At 69.1% G+C, this 16,544-nt stretch carries 16 protein-coding genes; 9 read left to right on the top strand and 7 right to left on the bottom strand.

What is annotated here, in order from left to right:
- Window positions 1-58: 58 nt before the first annotated feature.
- The gene (locus ASG69_RS05770; RefSeq protein WP_056441118.1) at window positions 59-991 is read right to left on the bottom strand and encodes a L,D-transpeptidase; all 933 of its coding nucleotides are present in this window, start codon (window positions 989-991) and stop codon (window positions 59-61) included.
- Between the two features lie 219 nt (window positions 992-1,210).
- Here ASG69_RS05770 and ASG69_RS05765 point away from each other — a divergent pair, with 219 nt between their 5' ends.
- Window positions 1,211-2,512 carry an EAL domain-containing protein gene (locus tag ASG69_RS05765; protein ID WP_235578864.1) on the top strand — a complete coding sequence of 434 codons (1,302 nt, stop codon included), beginning with the start codon at window positions 1,211-1,213 and terminating at the stop codon, window positions 2,510-2,512.
- An 11-nt stretch (window positions 2,513-2,523) separates the two neighbouring features.
- Here ASG69_RS05765 and ASG69_RS05760 read toward each other — a convergent pair whose 3' ends face one another.
- Window positions 2,524-3,534 carry a zinc-binding metallopeptidase family protein gene (locus ASG69_RS05760; RefSeq protein WP_027506122.1) on the bottom strand — a complete coding sequence of 337 codons (1,011 nt, stop codon included), beginning with the start codon at window positions 3,532-3,534 and terminating at the stop codon, window positions 2,524-2,526.
- 152 nt (window positions 3,535-3,686) lie between these two features.
- Here ASG69_RS05760 and ASG69_RS05755 point away from each other — a divergent pair, with 152 nt between their 5' ends.
- Window positions 3,687-4,247, top strand: a complete 561-nt coding sequence (locus ASG69_RS05755; RefSeq protein WP_056441116.1) for a Dps family protein — start codon at window positions 3,687-3,689, stop codon at window positions 4,245-4,247.
- Window positions 4,248-4,362: 115 nt separating this feature from the next.
- A complete protein-coding gene (gene nhaA / locus ASG69_RS05750) occupies window positions 4,363-6,207 on the top strand; it encodes a Na+/H+ antiporter NhaA (RefSeq protein WP_235578900.1) in 1,845 nt (614 codons plus the stop codon).
- Window positions 6,208-6,213: 6 nt separating this feature from the next.
- Here nhaA and ASG69_RS05745 read toward each other — a convergent pair whose 3' ends face one another.
- A complete protein-coding gene (locus ASG69_RS05745) occupies window positions 6,214-7,299 on the bottom strand; it encodes a DNA polymerase domain-containing protein (protein ID WP_056441113.1) in 1,086 nt (361 codons plus the stop codon).
- 2 nt (window positions 7,300-7,301) lie between these two features.
- Window positions 7,302-8,354: an ATP-dependent DNA ligase gene (locus tag ASG69_RS05740; RefSeq protein ID WP_056441109.1), complete on the bottom strand. Its 1,053-nt coding sequence runs from the start codon at window positions 8,352-8,354 to the stop codon at window positions 7,302-7,304.
- A 53-nt stretch (window positions 8,355-8,407) separates the two neighbouring features.
- Between ASG69_RS05740 and lppU the strand changes: the two genes are divergently transcribed.
- Both lppU and ASG69_RS05730 read left to right on the top strand, forming a co-directional pair.
- Window positions 8,408-9,019 carry an LppU family putative lipoprotein gene (gene lppU / locus ASG69_RS05735; RefSeq protein ID WP_056441104.1) on the top strand — a complete coding sequence of 204 codons (612 nt, stop codon included), beginning with the start codon at window positions 8,408-8,410 and terminating at the stop codon, window positions 9,017-9,019.
- Window positions 9,016-10,443 carry an MFS transporter gene (locus ASG69_RS05730; RefSeq protein ID WP_056441099.1) on the top strand — a complete coding sequence of 476 codons (1,428 nt, stop codon included), beginning with the start codon at window positions 9,016-9,018 and terminating at the stop codon, window positions 10,441-10,443. The genes lppU and ASG69_RS05730 overlap by 4 nt, the downstream gene beginning before the upstream one ends.
- Window positions 10,444-10,446: 3 nt before the next feature.
- Here ASG69_RS05730 and ASG69_RS05725 read toward each other — a convergent pair whose 3' ends face one another.
- Window positions 10,447-11,025, bottom strand: a complete 579-nt coding sequence (locus tag ASG69_RS05725; RefSeq protein ID WP_056441096.1) for a sigma-70 family RNA polymerase sigma factor — start codon at window positions 11,023-11,025, stop codon at window positions 10,447-10,449.
- 231 nt (window positions 11,026-11,256) lie between these two features.
- Here ASG69_RS05725 and ilvD point away from each other — a divergent pair, with 231 nt between their 5' ends.
- Window positions 11,257-12,990 (top strand): dihydroxy-acid dehydratase, encoded by a 1,734-nt coding sequence (ilvD, locus tag ASG69_RS05720; protein ID WP_027506114.1) that lies wholly within the window; start codon window positions 11,257-11,259, stop codon window positions 12,988-12,990.
- Window positions 12,991-13,128: 138 nt separating this feature from the next.
- Window positions 13,129-13,596: a DUF6764 family protein gene (locus tag ASG69_RS05715; RefSeq protein ID WP_037185983.1), complete on the top strand. Its 468-nt coding sequence runs from the start codon at window positions 13,129-13,131 to the stop codon at window positions 13,594-13,596.
- 86 nt (window positions 13,597-13,682) lie between these two features.
- On the opposite strand, the gene ASG69_RS05710 is transcribed toward ASG69_RS05715, so the two are convergent.
- Both ASG69_RS05710 and ASG69_RS05705 read right to left on the bottom strand, forming a co-directional pair.
- Window positions 13,683-14,354 (bottom strand): S1 family peptidase, encoded by a 672-nt coding sequence (locus tag ASG69_RS05710; protein ID WP_027506112.1) that lies wholly within the window; start codon window positions 14,352-14,354, stop codon window positions 13,683-13,685.
- Between the two features lie 59 nt (window positions 14,355-14,413).
- Window positions 14,414-15,175 (bottom strand): DUF6319 family protein, encoded by a 762-nt coding sequence (locus ASG69_RS05705; RefSeq protein ID WP_056441094.1) that lies wholly within the window; start codon window positions 15,173-15,175, stop codon window positions 14,414-14,416.
- Window positions 15,176-15,321: 146 nt separating this feature from the next.
- Between ASG69_RS05705 and ASG69_RS23305 the strand changes: the two genes are divergently transcribed.
- Together ASG69_RS23305 and ASG69_RS05695 are read left to right on the top strand one after the other, a co-directional pair.
- Window positions 15,322-15,921 carry a CatB-related O-acetyltransferase gene (locus ASG69_RS23305; protein WP_082544277.1) on the top strand — a complete coding sequence of 200 codons (600 nt, stop codon included), beginning with the start codon at window positions 15,322-15,324 and terminating at the stop codon, window positions 15,919-15,921.
- 45 nt (window positions 15,922-15,966) lie between these two features.
- The gene (locus tag ASG69_RS05695; protein WP_027506110.1) at window positions 15,967-16,461 is read left to right on the top strand and encodes a pyridoxamine 5'-phosphate oxidase family protein; all 495 of its coding nucleotides are present in this window, start codon (window positions 15,967-15,969) and stop codon (window positions 16,459-16,461) included.
- Window positions 16,462-16,544: the final 83 nt, after the last annotated feature.

Genomic DNA, 16,544 nt, shown 5'->3' with positions numbered 1-16,544 from the left:
GGTAAAGCGAACGAATGGTGAACATGGACCGATCAGTATCGGTCCGAGATGTGATCGTTCAGAGTTGCCAGTCGCCGAGGCCGTCGCGGCCGTTCAGAATGCCGCCGTCGGTGTTCTGCACCACCACGGGATCACCCTTCTGGGCCGTCTCGAAGAACCATTTCGCGTCCTCGGTGCTGACGTTGAGGCAGCCGTGGCTGACGTTCTCGACACCCTGACTGTCCACCGACCACGGCGCGGCGTGGACGAAGATGCCGCTGTTCGACATGCGAGTGGCGTACTCCACGTAGGTCCGGTAGCCCTCGGGCGCATCGACCGGCACGCCGTAGGTGGACGAGTCCATGTACATGTCGCGGAAACGCTCGCCGACGATGTAGGTGCCGTTGGGCGTCTCGTGGCCGACCTTGCCCATCGAGGTGGGCATCGTGCGCACCACCTCGCCGTTGCGCGTCACCGTGATGGTCTTGGTGTCGTCGTCGGCCGTCGTGACGATCGCGTCGCCGACGGTGAAGGTGGACGACGCGTCTCCCGCGGTCACCGTCACGGTCGTGTTCGCCGGCCAGAAGACGTCGGGTCGCCAGCGGACCTGGCTGTCGGAGAACCAGAAGAAGCGGCCGGCGACGTCACCGGCGGACGTGGTCACATCGATCGCCCGCTCGGCGACCGCGCGGTCGTCGATCGGGGCGGCGAACCGGACGATGATCGGCTGCGCGACACCGACGACCTCGCCCGCGGACGGGTTCAGTGCGGGAGCGGAGAAGTTCGCGGGACGACGCGGCGCCTCGACGGGTGCGGGCGGGGCGACCGGCGGTGTCGGGACACCGGGCGCGGGGGCGGTGATGCCGGGGATCGGAGGGAGCGAGATGTCCGGGCCACCGGGCCACAGCGGCGCCGCGGAGGCGGGCACGGCCACCCCGACGGTGACGGCGGCCGCGGCGAGGACGCCTGCAGCCGAACGAGCGAGGAAACGAGCCGAACGTCGAGCACCCATGCTTGTGAACCATCCCTAGCGAAGTCGCTGTACCTGATCGCACCGCAATTAACACATACGGGTGGTCCCCATCGCCAATCGGGTAATGTGGTGAGACACCCGGGAGGGCGCTGACTGCGCCGTGTCGGGATGACGTAGGACTCCTGTCAAACCACGGCGGCGGTCGAGGGTCGAGCACGTTCCTCGCGAACGCGCCGACATGACGGAAGGGCACACGCCGTGGTGATCGACGACCGAACCAACACAGCCGGAAGCAGGCCGGCCCGTCCCGTGCTGTTCTCCGGCGACCGGGACGGGGGCGGACTCAGCGATCTGCTCGGTCCCGAGAGCCTCCGCACGTCGTTCCAGCGCATCATCGATCTGCAGACCGATGCCATCGTCGGGTACGAGGCGGTCGTTCTAGGTCCCGCCGACTCGTCGTTCGCCGACCCCGTGTCACTCGCGTCGGCCGCGAAGTCGATGGGCATGACACCCGACCTCGACGCCGCGCGGTGGAACGGAGCGCTCAGCGAGGCCGCGCGCGCCGAGCTTCCTCGTGAACTGCCCCTGTTCATCGCGGTCGACCCCGACTCCCTCACGGAACTGCCCGACCTGCGGGACCACGACATGGGCGGCGCGGTGCTGCAGTTCGACGAGACCGCGCTCATCCGACGACCGGCGCACCTGATGCAGGTGGTCGCCGAGGTCCGACGACTCGGCTGGGCCATCGCCGTCGACCACGTGGGAGTACGGCCCGAGTCCCTCGCTCTGCTCCCGCTGCTCGAGCCGGACGTGATCAAGCTGGACCGGACCCTCCTGGCCACACGCCCCAATCGCTTCACGGCCCGCGTGGTCAACGCCGTGGCGGCCCAGGTGGAGCGCACCGGCGCCGTGGTCATGGCCGAGGGCATCGACACCCCACGAGCAGCGCTCACGGCGCAGGCCATGGGAGCGCGTGTCGGCGAGGGCTCCCTCTACGGATCGACCACCGACCTCTCCGTCGACAGTCCCGTGGGATCACCCCTCGAGTTCGAGATCGCGCGCGATCGCGGCTTCACCCCGATGTCGACGCCGTACAACCTGGCTGCCGGCGGTCGCGACGTACGCCGAGCGAGCAAGCGTCTGCTCATCGAGATCAGCAAGAACCTCGAGGCGATGGCGACCGACAGCCAGCAGACCGCGCTGATGCTCGGAGCGTTCCAGCACGTCAAGCACTTCACGCCCATCACCGGACGACGGTGGGAGCTGATGGCCATGAACGCGACGCTCGTCGGCGCGCTCGCGGAGAACATCGGGACCGAGCCTGCCCCGAAGATCCGCGGCGCCAACCTCGCCGCGTCGGACGCGTTGCGCGAGGAATGGGACGTCGTCGTGCTGACGCCCCACTTCTCCGCGGTGCTCGCTGCCCGCGACCTCGGCGACACCGGACCCGACATGGAACGTCGGTACGACTACGTGCTGTCCCACGACACGACGCTCACCATCGAGTGCGCGCGGTCCCTCATCGCCCGGCTGCCTCCCGAACGAAGCGGTTCCTGGTAGAAGGCGCCTGCTCAGACCTCGTCGGGGACGATGACGGAGTGGACGAAGCGCATCTTCTCCAGCACCTTCGCCGGCAGGACGAAGGGGTAGAGGTCCTGGTGTCCCATGGACCTGTTCAGCTGGTTGAGTGCCCACGTGAGCGGTAGCCACCAGTCGATGATCCGGCTGAAACCGACGTCGCCGGCCAGTGGCGCCTCGAAGGTGGATCCGGCGGGCGCGAAGGCGTAGGCCGCAGCGGTGTCCAGGGTGTCCCGGATGTGCAGGTAGTGGGCGAACGTCTCCGCCCAGTCCTCGGCCGGATGCATCGTCGCGTAGGACGACACGTAGTTCTTCTTCCAGCCGTCCGGTGCACCCTCGCTGTAGTGCCGATCCAGTGCCGCCTGGTAATCGTCGTCCGGGTTGCCGAAGAGTTCCTCGAACCGCGCGCGATGCTCACCGCTGCCGATCAGCACCATCTGATAGAAGTGGCCGATCTCGTGCCGGAAGTGGCCGACGAGCGTGCGATAGGGCTCGTCCATCGACACCCGCAGCTGCTCGCGGTGCACGTCGTCGCTCTCGGCGAGGTCCAGTGTGATCAGACCGTTGGCATGACCGGTGATGACGTTGCGGTTGGCGCTCGAGAGAAGGTCGAACGCGAGACCACCCTCGGGGTTCTCGTCCCGCCCGATGATCGGCAGGTGCAACTCGTCGAGCTCGAGCACCACCCGGCGCTTCGCCGTCTCCGCGGACGCGAACTCGGCGATGGCCTCCTGGTCGGAGTCGGCGGGCCGCGTGCGAGTGAGGGCGCAGGACAGGCACAGCGTGTCCCCGTCCGTCGCGTCGACCAACCAGTTGCACTGCGCCAACTTGATGTTGGCGCAGCGTCGCCAGGTGGTGCCGTCCACGACCACGGACAGATCGTCGTCGAGCACCTGCATGCTGCGACTCGGCAGGTGGAATCCCAGCCTGCTGTCACAGCTCAGGCAGATGGAGTTCTCGAACGACAGCTGTTGACCGCACTTGCGGCAGAAGAAGACTCGCATGACTCGTGGAACACCCTTCTCGACAACGCTACGACGCTCAGCCTACGCAGATGCGGGGTCGCTCCGGACCACACCGAGACCATGCCCCCGAGCCGGTGTGACCTGCGACGCCGGGGGGTTTGAACCAGGGGCCGACGGTGAATCCACGGTGCATGACTGACACGACGCAGAAGACGGCCTCGTACACCGTTCCCGGCATGGACGTCGCCGACGGTGCCCATGTGGCGGAGGTCCTCCAGGACCGCCTCAACGCCCTGAACGACCTGCATCTGACGCTCAAGCACGTGCACTGGAACGTCGTCGGACCCAACTTCATCTCCGTCCACGAGATGCTGGATCCCCAGGTCGAGGCCGTGCGCGGCTTCGCCGACGACGTCGCGGAGCGCATCGCGACGCTGGGCTCGTCCGCACTCGGCACCCCCGGCACCATCGTCTCGCAGCGTAAGTGGGACGACTACAGCATCGGCCGCGCGCCGGCCATCGAGCACCTCGGCGCGCTCGACCTCGTCTACACCGGCGTGATCTCGGACTACCGCGCGGCGATCGAGGAGGTCGGCAAGGTCGACCCCGTCACCGAGGACCTGCTCATCGGACACAGCGGCCAGCTGGAGCTGTTCCACTGGTTCGTGCGTGCGCACCTAGAGAACGCAGGTGGCCAGCTCTCGACGGCCGGCGCCGGTTCCGAGAAGGAAGCGGCACGCGACGCGAGCTGACACTCCGTCTCCACCGTACGAGCTCACGGCGCCGCACCCCGCGAGGGGTGCGGCGCTGCTGTAGTTTCGTGCGGTGACGGAGTCGATCACCGCGCATCGGACGCGGTTCAGAGGCCTGGTCGACAAGATCGCCGACGCGCGTCGGGGAGACAGCAGCGAGACCGTCGCTGCCGCGTTCCTCCTCGTCGCCACCGTGGTGGCGCTGATCTGGGCGAACTCGCCGTGGGGTGAGACCTACCAGTCGTTCTGGCACACCCCGCTGTCGATCACGCTGGGTGATCAGGGCATCGAGCTCGACCTGCAGCACTGGGTCAACGACGGTCTGATGGCTCTGTTCTTCTTCGTCGTCGGGCTCGAGGTGAAGCGGGAGTTCGCCATGGGCGAGCTCCGCGACCGGTCCCGCGCCGCCGTTCCCATCGTGGCGGCGATCGCCGGGCTCGCACTACCCGCGGCGTTGTTCCTTCTCCTCAATCCCACCGGGCCCGAGGCCGCGGCGTGGGGTGTCGTGATCTCGACCGACACCGCGTTCGTGGTCGGGCTCCTCGCGGTCGTCGGACCCGCCCGAGCCGTGCGTCTGCGCATCTTTCTGCTGACCCTCGCCGTCGCCGACGACGTCGGCGCACTCGCCATCATCGCGGTGTTCTACACCGACGAACTGCGGATCGGGCCACTGCTCGTGTCCGTGGTGGGCCTCGCTCTGATCGCGTCGCTGCGCGGCCTGCGGGTGTGGCGCGGCGCGGGCTACGGACTCGTCTCGGTGGTCACCTGGGTCGCCATGTACGAGTCCGGCGTCCACCCCACTCTCGCGGGCGTCATGATCGCCCTGATCCTGCCCGTCTACCCGCCGCGGCGGCGTGAGGTGGAACATGCCGCCGCGCTGACCCGGGCGTTCCGACAGTCCCCCAATCCGGAGTACGCCCGCGCCGCGCGGCTCGGACTCGAGCGCGCCGTCTCGGTGAACGAGCGGCTGATGCGGCTCTACCAGCCGTACACGGCCTTCATCATCGTGCCGATCTTCGCCCTCGCGAACGCGGGTGTGGTCCTGAGCTCGGAGACGCTGCGTGCCGCCGCCACGTCGTCGCTGACCTGGGGCATCGTCGTCGGCCTGGTGCTCGGCAAGTTCGTCGGCATCACGACGGCGAGCGCGGTGTTCGCGAAGCTCCGGCCGGGATCCATGACGCCGGGGCTCACCTTCCCGCAGATCGCCGGCGGCGCCGCGCTCTCCGGCGTGGGATTCACCATCTCGCTGTTCATCGTCGATCTCGCGCTGGACGACCCGGCTCTCGCAGATCAAGCCCGCGTCGGCGTGCTCAGTGCCTCCGTGATCGCCGCGCTGCTCGGCTGGCTGGTGTTCTCGCTCGGCAACCGATTCGCGCCGCCGCCCGCGGAACCGTCACTGGACCTCCTCCGCCGCGTGAGCCCGAAGCGGGACCACATCCGCGGACCGGTGGACGCGCCGCTCACCATCGTGGAGTACGGCGATTTCGAGTGCCCGTTCTGCAGCAAGGCGACCGGAAGCACGCGCGAGGTGCGGGAACACTTCGGAGACCAGGTGCGCTACATCTTCCGCCACTACCCGCTCGACGACTACCACCCGCATGCCCGGTACGCGTCCGAGGCGTCGGAAGCCGCTGCGGCACAGGGCAAGTTCTGGGAGATGCACGACACGCTGTTCCTGCACAGCGACGCCCTCGAGCGCGACGACATCGACCGCTACGCCGCGGACCTCGGGCTCGACATGGATCGCTTCGAGGACGACCTCCGGACCGGCGACTTCGTCACCCGCGTCGAGGACGACGAACTCGACGCGCTCACCAGCGAGCTACCGGGGACACCGACGTTCTATCTCGGCGTCGAGGGCCGGGTTCCGCAGCGCCACAGCGGCCCCCACGACGCCGCGACCATCATCCGCGAGCTCGAGGCGATGCGCGCAGCCGCCCGCCGGCCTGTCGCCGACTGACGTCGCCTACTCCTGCGCCCGGTTGCCGTCCTCGTCCCAATGGGCGGCCACCTTCTTCGACGGCTGGACGCGGGGCGGCTCGCCGGGCATCTTGGGGTAGTCCGGGGGGAAGTTGAGTTCGCCGCCGGGCAGCGTCTCCCACAGATCGAGCAGCGGAGCCAACGAGTATGCCTCGTCGTCCATCGACGCCCAGGGATCGCCGTCCTGCAGGTAGTCGGGGACGGTGACCAGGGAGTACCCACGGGGGTCGCTGGTCTCGGCGAGGCGCTCCCAGGTCAGCGGCGTCGACACCGGGGCGCCGGGACGCGCCCGCAGACTCCACGCACTCGCGATGGTGCGGTCCCTGTTGTTCTGGTTGTAGTCGATGAAGAGGCGCGCACCGCGCTCCTCCTTCCACCAGGCCGTGGTCACGCCGTCGTCGCGGCGTTCGAGTTCACGGCCCAGGCCGATCGCGGCGTGACGCACGTCCTCGAACGTCCACTCCGGCCGGATCCGCACGTACACGTGGATGCCGCGGTTGCCACTGGTCTTCGGGTAGCCACGAAGACCCAGTTCCTCCAACAGTTCTCGCGTCACCAGAGCGACGCGGCGGGCGTCGGTGAACGAGGTTCCCGGCTGGGGGTCGATGTCGATGCGCAACTCGTCGGGACGGTCGACCTCGGGCCGACGGACCGGCCACGGGTGGAAGGTCAGGGTGCCCATCTGGGCGGCCCACACCAGCGACGCCGGCTCGGTGGGACACAGTTCCTCTGCGCGCCTCCGGCTCGGGAACGTGATCTCGACGGTCTCGACGAAATCGGGTGCACCTCTGGGCAATCGCTTCTGATAGAAGCCGTCGCCACCCTTGTCCTGCGGGCCGGTGGCCAGGCGCATCCCGTCGCGATACCCGTCGGGCCAGCGCTCCATCGCGGTGGGACGGTCCCCCAGGGCGCGCATCAACGGCTCGCCCACCGTCGAGAAGTACTCGCACACCTGCAGTTTGGTGATGTCCGGTGTGCGGTCCGTGGCCTCGTAGATGATGCGGTCCGGACTCGAGACCTTCACCTCACGCTCGCCGACCTGCAGCATCACGGGCGTCGACTTCGCGGCCACGGTCAGGACCTCTCGAGGATGTCGGAGACGTCGTAGTCCGCGGGCACGTCGAGCTGGTCGTACGTGCAGCTCAGCGGATCCCGGTCCGGGCGCCAGCGGACGAAGCGCGCGGCGTGGCGCAGCCTGGACTTCTCCATCTGGTCGTAGGCCACCTCGAGAACCCGCTCGGGCCGCACCGGGATCCATGTACGGTCCATGCCGGAGCGCCAGCGGGTCTGCTCGCCGTCGGAGACGATGTCGTCACCGAGCCGCAACGGTTCCAGTTCCTCGAGGTAGGACAACCGCTTCGCGTCCGTGAACGCGGACGCGCCGCCGATCATCTGGAGCTGGTCACCGTTGTAGAGACCCAGCAGCATCGACCCGATACCGTTGCCGCTCTTGTGAATGCGGTACCCGATGAGAACGCAGTCGGCCGTGCGGGCGTGCTTGACCTTGATCATCTCGCGCTTGTTCGGCACGTACACGCCGTCGAGCCGCTTGGCCACGACCCCGTCCAGTCCGGCTCCCTCGAACCGGTCGAACCAGTCGGTGGCCAGAGCGGCGTCCGCGGTCACGCGCGTCACGTGGCACCGCGGCTCGGTCCGACCCGTGTCGAGGATCGTCTCCAGGCGGGCGCGCCTCTCGGCGAAGGGAAGACCGGTCAGGTCCTCGTCACCGAGAGCCAGGAGATCGAAACCGATGAACTGCGCGGGGGTCTTCTCGGCCAGCATCCGCACGCGACTGTCGGCGGGGTGGATCCGCTCGGACAGCGAGTCCCAGTCGAGCCGCCACGATCCGTCGGTCTCGAGAGCGACCACCAGCTCGCCGTCGACGACACATCGTTCGGGCAGTTCCTCGCGCACGGCGTCGACCATCTCCGGGAAGTACCGGGCCAGGTCCTTACCACCGCGTGACCCGAGCACCACCTCGTCCCCGTCACGGAAGACGATCGTGCGGAAGCCGTCCCACTTCGGCTCGTAGGACCACGCCGGATCCCCCGGTCCGGGCTGGTCGGGGACCGCCTTGGAGGCCTTGGCGAGCATGGGCTGCAACGGGGGTGAAACGGGGAGGTCCACCGCTCAATACTTACACGTCGGACAAACGGCGCAACGGGCTTACAGTGTCGTCCATGACGATTTCTCGGCGACCGGGAACGCGGCGCGCTCCGGCCGTTCTCCTCGTGCTGACGGCGGTCGCCCTGCTGGCAGGATGCTCGTCGACGATCACCGGTACCCCCGTCGCTCAGCAAGGCTCCGTACCCGCGTCCGAGGTGCCCGAGTTGCCGAACGATTCGATCCTCCCGCCGGTCCCCACCACTCCGTCCGGCACCGGCGGCGACGTCTCCATCGACGCGCAGGCGGGTGACTGCGTGCGTCTCGGCGGCACGGTCGACGAGGCCACCATCGAGGAGGCCGCGTGCGGGTCTCCCGAATCGAACTACCGCGTGGTGTCTGGCGAGGTCTCCACCGACTTCTGTCCCGGTGACGTCGACCAGACGTACTACGAGACGCTCGCCGGCATCGAGCAGGGCGCGCTGTGCCTCGACATCGACTTCGTGGTCGGGGGATGCATGGATCTGGGCACGCCCGACCCGGAGCGCTCGGACTGCGACGCCCCGATGATCGGCGGTGTCCGGGTCGTCGACGTCCTGCAGGGCACGACCGACGCGTCGGAATGCCCGTCGTCACGCAGTTACGTCTACGACGAGCGCGCCTTCGTCGTCTGTCTCGACGACCAGTGACCTCGCCCCCGCCGACCGTCCCCCTGTCGTCGGCGCGCGGCCGGTGGATCGTGCTGGCCACGGTGCTGGGATCGACCCTGTCGCTGCTCGACGGAACCGTGGTCACCATCGCCCTCCCCGACATCGGGACCGAACTGGGCGCCGACGTCAGCGGGCTGCAGTGGACGGTCACCGGCTACACCCTGACGCTTGCCGCGTTCGTGCTGCTGGGCGGCTCACTCGGCGACCGTGTCGGACGGCGGCGCATCTTCGTCCTGGGCACGATCTGGTTCGCGGTCGCGTCGGTCGCGTGCGGTCTGGCGCCGAACGTCGAGTTCCTCGTGCTCGCTCGTGTCGTGCAGGGCATCGGCGCGGCGTTGGTGACGCCGGGTTCGCTGGCGATCCTGTCGGCCTCGATCGACCCGAAGGATCGGGGTGCGGCCATCGGCCTGTGGTCGGGCTTCGGTGGCATCGGGTCCGCGGTGGGCCCGCTGCTGGGCGGCTGGCTCGTGGAGATCGCCGGGTGGCGATCCATCTTTCTGCTCAACGTGCCGCTCGCCGTCGCGGTCGTCGTCGTCGCGTTGCGCCACGTGCCCGAGACGCGAGACCCCGAGACCTCGGGCCGACTCGACCTCCCCGGGGCTGCCGTCGTCGCCCTCGCTCTCGCTGCACTGACCTACGGGGCGATCGACGGACGGTGGCCGATCATCGCGATCGGCTTGGTCGGCATGGCCGTGTTCGTGGTCGTCGAGCGCCGAACGGCCCACCCTCTGGTGCCGCCGTCGCTCTTCTCGTCCAGGGTCTTCGTCGCGGCGAACACCGTGACCTTCGCGGCCTACGCCGCGCTCGGCGGCGTGTTCTTCCTGCTGCTGCTGCAACTGCAGGTCGCGCTCGGCTACTCGGCCCTCGCCGCCGGCACGGCGACACTGCCGATCACCGCGGCGCTCCTCCTGCTGTCGGCGCGCGCCGGCGCGCTGGCCGGCCGCATCGGACCTCGTCTGCCCATGACGGTGGGACCACTGGTGGCCGCGGTCGGGCTGGTACTCATGATCCGCATCGAGCCGGGATCGACCTACCTCGGTGCCGTGCTGCCGGCCGTCGTCGTGTTCGGCGTGGGGCTCTCCCTGCTCGTGGCGCCACTCACCGCGGCCGTCATCGGTGCGGCACCGGCATCGCACGCGGGTACCGCGTCCGCGGTGAACAACGCGGTCGCGCGCACGGCTCAACTGCTCTCGGTCGCCGCGATTCCCGGCATCGTCGGCATCTCCGGGCAGCTGGATCCCGCGCAGTTCTCGTCGGGATTCCGCGCCGCGATGCTCATCTGTGCGGCCATGCTGGCTCTCGCCGGTGCACTCGCCGCCGTCTCGATCCGCACACCTCGCCCGACGGGTCGCACACCGACGCACTGCGACGTGTCCGGGCCGCCCGTGACGGACGGCCGCTGACGGTCACTCCGCCAGGCAGGCCACGCGGGGATCGACGCGCATCTTTGCGAGTGCGCTGCGGATCCGCGACTTCATCGTCGACACCGGCACGCCCATACGATCGGCGGCCTCCGCGTACGTGAGACCTTCGAAGAACGCCATGAACAGGCATTCCCGCTGCCGGCCACTCAGTTCCTGCATCGCGTCGAGCACCGGACGGCGGTCGAGGAAGCGGTCGGACGTGTCGTGGATCCCCATGGCGGCGTCGAGCATCGCGTACTTCGACTCGCGATCGGTCCGCGACTGCTCGGACCGCACGCGGTCGATGGCTCGCCGGTGCGCCATGGTCACCAACCACGCCGCCGGCGACCCCTGTTCGGGCGAGAACGTGGGGGCCTTCTGCCACACCTCGAGGTAGACGTCCTGGACGCACTCCTCGGAGAATCCACGATCGCGGAGCACCCGGAGCACGGCTCCGTAGACGCGGGAGGACGTCGCGTCGTAGAACCGGGCGAACGCCTCACGGTCACCACGGCCGACGGCCTGGAGCAGAGCCGACAGTTCCGCCGTCGAGCGAGCCGCGGGCCGAGGCGCGGGAGACACCGCCGAATCATCCGTAAGCGGCTGTGCAGCAAGTGTATTCACGGTCTTCACCTCGATCCGTCGAACGCGGGACGTGCTCTCGATAGGCATGACGATGCCAGCGCTACCACGCGGTAGCGCATCGCGAGTGTCGCGATCGGGTCACTGGTTGATAACGGAAAGGTCACGGTGGCTGATGTCGAGTCCGGTGCCCGATGATCGGCGATTCCGGTGCGGTCTAGGGTTTTTGCCATGAGCAGCACCCCCGCAGACGCCACCACCTCCACCAGCGCCGACACGGCCGACGTCAAGCCCCGCAGCCGCGACGTCACCGACGGTCTCGAGAAGACCGCAGCGCGCGGCATGCTGCGCGCGGTCGGCATGGGCGACGCGGACTGGGGCAAGTCCCAGATCGGCGTCGCGTCGTCGTGGAACGAGATCACCCCGTGCAACCTCTCGCTCGATCGCCTGGCGAAGGCGGTCAAGGAGGGTGTGCACACGGGCGGCGGCTATCCCCTCGAGTTCGGCACCATCTCCGTGTCCGACGGCATCTCCATGGGCCACGAGGGCATGCACTTCTCGCTGGTCTCCCGTGAGGTCATCGCCGACTCGGTCGAGACCGTGATCAGCGCCGAACGCCTCGACGGCTCCGTGCTGCTGGCCGGCTGCGACAAGTCGCTGCCCGGAATGCTCATGGCGGCCGCGCGCCTCGACCTCGCGAGTGTCTTCCTCTACGCGGGCTCCACTCTTCCCGGTTTCGCGACGCTCTCGGACGGCAGCGAGCACCAGGTCACCATCATCGACGCGTTCGAGGCCGTCGGCGCCTGCTCGCGCGGCCTGATGTCGCGTGAGGACGTCGACACCATCGAGCGCGCGATCTGCCCCGGCGAGGGCGCCTGTGGCGGTATGTACACCGCCAACACGATGGCCAGCGCGGCCGAGGCCATGGGCATGTCGCTCCCCGGCAGCGCCGCCCCGCCCGCTCCCGACAAGCGTCGCGACGGATTCGCTCGTGCCAGCGGCGAGGCCGTCGTCGAACTGCTGCGTCGCGGCATCACCACGCGCGACATCATGACGAAGGAAGCGTTCGAGAACGCCATCGCCGTCGTCATGGCCTTCGGCGGTTCCACGAACGCCGTGCTGCATCTGCTCGCGATCGCGTACGAGGCAGGTGTCGAACTCACCCTCGACGATTTCGTCCGCGTCGGCGCCAAGGTGCCGCACCTCGCCGACGTGAAGCCGTTCGGCCGCCACGTCATGACCGACGTCGATCGCATCGGCGGCGTTCCCGTCGTCATGAAGGCCTTGCTCGACGCCGGCCTGCTGCACGGCGACTGCCTCACGGTCACCGGCAAGACGGTGGCGGAGAACCTCGCCGACATCGCCCCGCCGGATCCCGACGGTCTGGTGCTGCGCGCGATGAGCGAGCCGATCCACCCGACCGGCGGCATCACGATCCTGAAGGGCTCGCTGGCTCCCGGCGGCGCCGTCGTGAAGTCGGCAGGCTTCGACTCCGACGTCTTCGAGGGCACCGCCCGCGTCTTCGAGCGTGAGCGCGCCGCGATGGACGCTCTCGAGGACGGCACCATCACGTCCGGCGACGTCGTCGTCATCCGGTACGAGGGCCCCAAGGGCGGCCCGGGCATGCGCGAGATGCTGGCGATCACCGGAGCCATCAAGGGCGCGGGCCTCGGCAAGGACGTCCTGCTGATGACCGACGGTCGGTTCTCGGGTGGCACGACGGGCCTGTGTGTCGGGCACATCGCTCCCGAGGCCGTCGACGGCGGGCCGATCGCGTTCGTCCGCGACGGCGACCGCATCCGCCTGGACGTCGCGAACGGCACGCTCGACCTGCTGGTCGAGGACGCCGAGCTCGAGTCACGCAAGGCGGAGTGGGCACCGCTTCCGCCTCGCTACACCCGTGGCGTGCTGGCCAAGTACTCCAAGCTCGTGGGGTCCGCGTCGCAGGGCGCCGTCTGCAGCTGAGACCGCGCGGTGACAAGACCGTGACCTGACCGTGACCGTTGGCAGAGTTGGCTGATACCCGGCGGGGGCATTCTTCGAGGACAAGACGCGGCAACGATCGTTGCCGTCGATCGTTTTCGGGAGAGGGCAACCCACGTCATGTCAGTCGTCAAGAGAACCATCGCCGGAGCGTTCACCGTCGCACTCGGTGTCGCCGCATTCCTGCCCGCCACCGCCTCGGCCGCACCGGTCACGGCATGCCAGGCACCGTTCGGTGCGGACGCCGTGCCCGCCGGTGGCCTGTGCTCGGCGACCAGTGACGCCTCCAGCGCCGCTGCCGCCTACGGTGACGCGTCCGCCGACGCCAGCCGCAACGCCCTCGCCCTGGCGCTCGGCCTCAACGGCGGCATCGCCAGCAGCTCGGCCGTCGGTTACGCGGCACCGGCCGCCATCGCGTTCGGACCGGGTTCCGTCGCCGAGGCACTCGGCCTGAACCCGGGTCTGTCCATCGCCATCGCGGCACCGGGCTCGACCGTCACGGTCGACTCCCTCGGCGGCGTCACCTGCGACGGCCCCGGATTCGCCGGCGACCTCACCACGCTGAAGGCGTGCCTGCGCGTCAACTGATCCACAGCTCCACCCAGCCGACACGACGAAGGCCGTGACCCCCTCTCGGGAGTCACGGCCTTCGTCGTGTGGCTGGGGTCCGGCGATCAGCCCGTGACGGTGAACCCGGTACCGACGCCGCCGCCGCGGTTGATGTCGTCGAGCACCGTCTGGATGTTGGTGCCCACCTCGGGACCGATGCACGGGATGCCCAGGTACGCGTTGACCATGCCCACCAACGTGGTGCCGGCGACGACCGGGCCGCCCGAGTCACCCTGCTGGACGCAGATCTGCGTGTAGGTGCGGTCGTTCTGGAAGAGCTCCCCGTAGGTGATGCCGCACGTGTTACCGGTGGTGCGGCCCTCCTTGCACATGATGCCGGGGAAGGTCGCGGGCGCCCCCACGCCCGTGATGGTCACGTTGCCGACGCGGTTGGTCGGTGCGACGCGGCCCCGATCGAACTCGATGACGGCGTAGTCGAGGCCGGGGACCGAGCTCACGATGCGGCCGACGGCGCCCGCGTCGGGCAGGTACTCGGCGCCGATCAGATCACCGGGAACGCCGCAGTGACCTGCGGTGATGCCGACGAGTCGACCGGCGGCGTCGTTGCCGATGGTGGTCAGTGTGCAGTCGAACTTGCCCTTGCCGGTGCTGTCTGCGACGAGCACTCCGGATCCGCCACCGAGCACGGCGACGGGTGCGGCCGACGCGGTTCCGGCGCCGATCCCGCCGGCGAGCGCCAGCGCTGTGGTGGCAACGAGCACGAGTTTCTTGAGCATGTATCCCCTCCGAGGTCACGCACACCGTAGCAATACGCGGGACCCGGAACGCGACGCTTCTACTCGTTCTTCAGTCGATCGAGCGCGCGGCGTGCCTCGTCGAGTTCCCGACTCAGGGCCTCGACCCGCTCGAGCGCGGCAGCCCGAGCCGCCTCGATCTTGTCCTCGACGGCAGCGGAAGCCACATCGTCGCCCAGTTCGCGGATCGCGCGGAGGACCCGGTCTGCTGTCACGTCCGACGGCTTGGCCAGCTTCTTCGCACCGTGCGACACGGTGACGGTCCACTGATCGTCGGGCCCCGACGTCACGGTCACCGACACCGGCGCGGGCTGCGCCTTCGTGCGCCGAGCCGGCCGAGCCGCGGGCTTCACCGACGTCTCCGGCGCGAGAGCCGGCGTGGCCACCGACTTCTCGGGTGGTGCTTTTACAGGCACGGGAGTCTCCGATCGGGGCGTCGCTGCATGTGGGACGACGGGGGGTGTGACCACGGCGGGGCGGGTTGTCGGGCGCGCCGCCGTCGTGCGCGGAGCGACCTTCGTGGCTTTGCGCGCCGGCGCCGGCGCGTCCTTGCTCAGACGCAACTCGTCCGCCTCGTACGGCAGCTGGTCGTCGATGCCCTTGGGGCTCACCGTCACCGTGGTGCCGTCGACCGAGATCACCCGCGCCGAGGCGCCCGCCTCGAGGCCGAGGGACGGCGTCGCCTCCCGCAGGTAGACGGTGACGCGGCGACCGGCCGCGAGCCCCGCCTCGAGAGTCGCGAGGTCCTCGGCGGACAGCGCCTCGCCGGGTCGGGGGGCGCGGCGCCGGGCGGGAGCGCTCATGATCGGGTGCCTCTCGTCGTGAGTGGAGCGGGTCGTGGCTGGGGATCGGCGAGTCCGGGCGTGGGGCAGAACGGACGCGACAGAAGTTTTGCACGACCCACCGACACCGTTCGACGCACCGAGTCCTGCCACCTAGCCTCGATCGGATGAGACTGCCCTTTCCGTCACCGGCGCGAGATCGAGTACGACGCAATCGGCGCATCCCGCTCACCAACCGGCTGCGGCGCTACCGCAGGCACCAGATCGGCGACTGGACCTACGGCAAGCCCATGGTCGGCTGGGCGGACGGCGGCCGGTTGACCATCGGCAAATACTGCTCCTTCGCACACGGGTCCGTGATACTGCTCGGCGGAGAGCACGATGCCGATGCGGTGAGCACCTACCCGTTCACCGAGGTCTTCTTACCGGCGGACCGCACCCGGCGCGCGGAGCCGCGCACCAAGGGGGACGTCAGCATCGGCCACGACGTGTGGGTGGGCCTCGGCGCCATGATCATGTCGGGAGTGACGATCGGGGACGGGGCGGTCATCGCCGCACGGGCGGTCGTCGTGAAGGACGTGCCGCCCTACACCGTGGTGGGCGGTGTCCCCGCGAAGCCGATCCGACGACGCGCGAGCGAGGAGACGGCCCGCGCACTGCAGGGGATCGCGTGGTGGGACTGGCCGCACAGCGACGTCCTCGCCCGTGCCGCAGACCTGCAGAGCGCGGATCTCGACGGGTTCGTCGCCAAGTACGGCGTCTCCTGACCCGCCTTCCGGTTGCGCCACCACCACCGCGGGTAGCCGTGCCCCATGACTACTGACGAGAGAACCGAAGGCACCGCCCGCGTCGCCGAACTGCTGTCCGACGCGAAGCTCTGCATGTTCACCACCCACGGCACCGACGGCCACCTGAAGGCGAGGCCGATGGCCCTGCAGGAGACCGAGTTCGACGGCGATCTGTGGTTCTTCGCGGCGAACGACTCGAGGAAGGTGGCCGACATCCGCTCCGATCCGTCGGTCAACGTCTCGTTCCAGTCGGGCACGTCGTGGGTCTCGCTGTCGGGGCGCGCGAGCGTGGTGCTGGACGACGCGAAGAAGAAGGATCTCTGGAGCCAGGGCGTCGCCGCGTGGTTCGAGAACGGTCCCGAGTCCGACGAGGTCGTCCTCATCCGGGTGGAGTCGGAGGGAGCCGAGTTCTGGTCGGCGCCGGGGTCCAAGGTCTCGACGCTCATCGCGTACGCCAAGTCGCGCATCACGGGCGACAAGCCGGACGTGGGTGACAACGAGAAGGTCGACATGTCGTGACGGATGCACCACTTCGGTTCCGCGGCCGGGGCGGCTCGTGAAAGTGGCACCGGGGTACCTGTCCCGGGCGTAGCGTTGCGGAC

Origin of the sequence: Rhodococcus sp. Leaf225 (genome assembly GCF_001426145.1) — a bacterium.
Taxonomy (GTDB): domain Bacteria; phylum Actinomycetota; class Actinomycetes; order Mycobacteriales; family Mycobacteriaceae; genus Rhodococcoides.
The sequence above is the reverse complement of the archived record's forward strand: the minus strand, read 5'-3'. Positions and strand labels throughout refer to the sequence as shown.

Bases quoted from the DNA above. Each gene is read 5' to 3' on its own strand.
- ASG69_RS05760 (WP_027506122.1), bottom strand. From the start codon at position 3,534: ATGCGAGTCTTCTTCTGCCGCAAGTGCGGTCAACAGCTGTCGTTCGAG.
- ASG69_RS05710 (WP_027506112.1), bottom strand. From the start codon at position 14,354: ATGCTCAAGAAACTCGTGCTCGTTGCCACCACAGCGCTGGCGCTCGCC.
- ASG69_RS05770 (WP_056441118.1), bottom strand. From the start codon at position 991: ATGGGTGCTCGACGTTCGGCTCGTTTCCTCGCTCGTTCGGCTGCAGGC.
- lppU (WP_056441104.1), top strand. From the start codon at position 8,408: ATGACGATTTCTCGGCGACCGGGAACGCGGCGCGCTCCGGCCGTTCTC.
- ASG69_RS05695 (WP_027506110.1), top strand. From the start codon at position 15,967: ATGACTACTGACGAGAGAACCGAAGGCACCGCCCGCGTCGCCGAACTG.
- ASG69_RS05715 (WP_037185983.1), top strand. From the start codon at position 13,129: ATGTCAGTCGTCAAGAGAACCATCGCCGGAGCGTTCACCGTCGCACTC.
- ilvD (WP_027506114.1), top strand. From the start codon at position 11,257: ATGAGCAGCACCCCCGCAGACGCCACCACCTCCACCAGCGCCGACACG.
- ASG69_RS05755 (WP_056441116.1), top strand. From the start codon at position 3,687: ATGACTGACACGACGCAGAAGACGGCCTCGTACACCGTTCCCGGCATG.
- ASG69_RS05705 (WP_056441094.1), bottom strand. From the start codon at position 15,175: ATGAGCGCTCCCGCCCGGCGCCGCGCCCCCCGACCCGGCGAGGCGCTG.
- ASG69_RS23305 (WP_082544277.1), top strand. From the start codon at position 15,322: ATGAGACTGCCCTTTCCGTCACCGGCGCGAGATCGAGTACGACGCAAT.